This window comes from Pseudomonas sp. AGC41 (assembly GCF_057334555.1).
The window spans coordinates 29,279-32,066 of the sequence record NZ_JBHFJB010000163.1 but is presented as its reverse complement, the minus strand read 5'-3'; the positions used below and the strand labels follow the sequence as shown (position 1 = coordinate 32,066).

Below are 2,788 nucleotides of genomic sequence, written 5' to 3'. Positions count from 1 at the left end.
CTACTGCGTAGCCCAGCGGAGGCAAGCTCCCTCGCCACAGACCAGACTACCCACTTATCGTCAAGACGCACATGAGAAACAATATCGTTTATCATTGTTACAAGTTTTTGCTACACGACAGTGAGGAACCCCCGCGAATGATGTTTCGAACCACCCTGCGCCGCGCCCTGACCTGCACCCTGCTCGGCCTGACCCTCGCAACGCCCCTCACCCAAGCCGCCGACAAAGTGGAACTGACTCTCTACAACGGCCAGCACAAAGAAGTTGGCGATGAACTGGCCAAGGCCTTTGAGGCCAAGACCGGCATCCACGTCAACGTGCGCAAGGGCAGCAGCAACCAGCTCGCCAGCCAGATCGTCGAAGAAGGCGAGCGCTCCCCGGCCGACGTGATCTACACCGAAGAATCGCCGCCATTGAACAAGCTCGGCGAGCAAGGGCTGCTGGCTAAGATCGACGACGCCACGCTCAACGTACTACCCAAGGATTATGTCGCCAGCAATGGCAGCTGGATGGGCGTGACCGCCCGCGTGCGTGTGGTTGCCTACAACCCCAAACTGATCGACGAGAAAGATCTGCCGAAAACCGTCCTCGATTTCGCCCAGCCGCAATGGCAGGGCAAGGTCGGCTTTGTACCAACCAGCGGCGCGTTCCAAGAGCAAGCCGTCGCCATCATCAAGTTGCACGGGATGGACGCTGCCGAGGAATGGCTCACCGGGCTGCGCGCGTTCGGCAAGGTCTACAGCAACAACATGGTTGCCCTCAAGGCCGTCGAAAACGGCGAAGTGGCGACGGTCCTGGTGAATAATTACTACTGGTTCGCGCTGCAACGAGAGAAAGGCCAGCTCGACTCCAGGCTGCACTATTTCTCCGGAGGCGACGCCGGTGGCCTGGTGACCGTGTCCAGCGCTGCCGCGCTGAAATCCAGCAAGCATCCCAAGGAAGCCCAACAACTGCTCGCCTACATGGCCAGTGAAGAAGGCCAGCGCGTGATTACCCAGACGTCCGCCGAGTACCCCCTGCACAAAGGCATGGTGTCGGACCGCGGCCTCAAGCCGTTCAGTGAACTTGAACCGCCAAAAGTCACTCCGGCCGACCTCGGCAATGCTGAAGAAGCCCTGGAGCTGGAACGTGAAGTCGGCCTGAACTGATGACACCGTCGCTGAACGCTTCCCTTGCCGGGGCGCGCTACATTCCCCGGCGCAAACGTCCGTCGATCGGTCTGCTGCTTCCGGTTCTGCTGCTGGTGCTGCTGAGCGCATTGCCGCTGCTGTATGTCATCGCGAAGGCCTGGCAGGCTGGCTGGACTGAAGCATTGCACTTGCTCTGGCGGCCTTATGTGTTCGGCCTGCTGCGCAACACCTTGGCGCTGATGATTGGTGTCACGCTGGCCTGTGGCGTGATCGGCCTGTCCCTGGCCTGGCTTCTGGAGCGCAGCAATCTGCCGGGACGCCGGGTGTGGGGCGTGATCCTTTGCCTGCCATTCGCAGTGCCGGCGTTTGTCAGCAGCTTCACCTGGGTATCGCTCAGCGCGCAATTCGAGGGCCTGGGCGGGGCCATCCTGGTCATGACACTGTCCAAATATCCGCTGATTTTCCTGCCGGTGGCAGCAACGCTACGCAATCTCGATCCCTCTCTCGAGGAGTCCGCACGAACCCTGGGGCAAAATCGCTGGGGCGTGTTTTTTCGCGTCACCCTGCCATTGCTCTGGCCTTCGCTGCTGGCCGGCTCACTGTTGATTGCCTTGCACATGCTGGTGGAGTTCGGCGCATTGTCGATCATCGGACTGCAAACGTTTACCACCGCGATCTATCAACAATTCGAGCTGGAGTTCAGCAACGCCAACGCCGCCATGCTGTCGGCGGTGCTGTTGGCGTTGTGCCTGGCGCTGTTGTGGCTGGAGTTGCGCGTGCGCGGCAAGGGCCGCCATGTACGCACCGGACAAGGCGCGGCACGCCGCGCGGAGCAGGTGCGGCTCGGCCCCTGGGCATTCCTCGGCCAGTTGTATTGCGCAGCATTGACGGTCATTGGCAGCGGTGTTCCGCTGGGGATGCTGGTGTACTGGCTGGCGGTGGGCACTTCCGCCGCCTTCCCGGTGGGCGAGATCGGCGAAGCCCTGCTGTCATCCCTGGTGCTGTCATTGGGCGGCGCCGCGCTCTGCCTTGTACTCGCGGTGCCGGTCGGCCTGCTGGTGGTGCGTCACAAGGGACACCTGGCGCTATGGGCAGAACGCCTGCCGTATTTGCTGCACGCCCTGCCAGGCCTGGTGATTGCCCTGAGCCTGGTGTATTTCGCGCTGCACTATGTGCCGGCGCTCTATCAGACCTCGGGTTTGCTGCTGATTGCCTACGCACTGCTGTTCCTGCCGCTGGCCCAGGCGCCGGTGCGTACGGCGCTGAACAAGGCCGCGCCGCAGCTGGAAGAGGCGGCTCGCACGCTGGGGGCTTCGTCTTTCAGTGCGTTTTGCCGGGTGACCTTGCCAATCATCTTCCCCGCGCTGGGGGCGGCATTTGCGCTGGTGTTCCTGGACGCGATGAAAGAACTGACCGCCACGCTGCTGCTGAGCCCGACTGGATTCAACACCTTGGCGACAGCGGTTTGGGCGCATACCTCGAACGTCGAGTTTGCGGCAGCAGCGCCTTACGCGGCGCTGCTTATCCTGGTGTCGGGGTTGCCGGTCTATTTGCTGACGACGCGGATGTATCTGAGCCGCTGAAAACGTTTTCGCGAGCAGGCTCGCTCCCACAGGTACCAGGTCTTGTAGACACCAGAACCCCTGTGGGAGCAAGCC

General features: G+C 61.9%; 2 protein-coding genes. Both read left to right on the top strand.

The features are described 5' to 3' along the window. The first annotated feature begins 137 nt into the window (after positions 1–137). Entirely contained in the window at positions 138–1,148 is a 1,011-nt protein-coding gene (locus tag ACE04F_RS28365) for an extracellular solute-binding protein (protein WP_486110953.1), read from the top strand. Then, positions 1,148–2,713 carry an ABC transporter permease gene (locus ACE04F_RS28360; RefSeq protein WP_486110951.1) on the top strand — a complete coding sequence of 522 codons (1,566 nt, stop codon included), beginning with the start codon at positions 1,148–1,150 and terminating at the stop codon, positions 2,711–2,713. Before ACE04F_RS28365 ends, ACE04F_RS28360 begins: the two co-directional genes overlap by 1 nt. Positions 2,714–2,788: the final 75 nt, after the last annotated feature.